Origin of the sequence: Shigella sp. FC1567, assembly GCF_001743015.1 — a bacterium.
GTDB lineage: Bacteria > Pseudomonadota > Gammaproteobacteria > Enterobacterales > Enterobacteriaceae > Escherichia > Escherichia coli.
The window spans coordinates 1-209 of record NZ_MIIV01000490.1; the positions used below are offsets into that span (position 1 = coordinate 1).

1 protein-coding gene is annotated in these 209 nt (G+C 61.2%); it reads left to right on the forward strand.

Annotation, left to right across the window (positions count from 1 at the left end; genetic code table 11):
• Window positions 1–209, forward strand: a 209-nt coding sequence (locus BHE85_RS27825) for a hypothetical protein (protein WP_216080685.1), incomplete at both ends; no start/stop codon positions are given.

A 209-nucleotide genomic window follows, 5' to 3' on the forward strand; every position in this document is an offset into this window, starting at 1 on the left:
TCAGTATGAGAAGGACCGCATCACCATCACCGACAGCCTGAACCGCCGTGAAGTGCTGCACACGCAGGGTGAAGCCGGGCTGAAGCGGGTGGTGAAAAATCACCCGGAGACGGAAGCACTGCTCTGGCAGCATGAGACCAGACATGCGTACAACGCGCAGGGACTGGCGAACCGCTGTATACCGGACAGCCTGCCCGCCGTGGAATGGC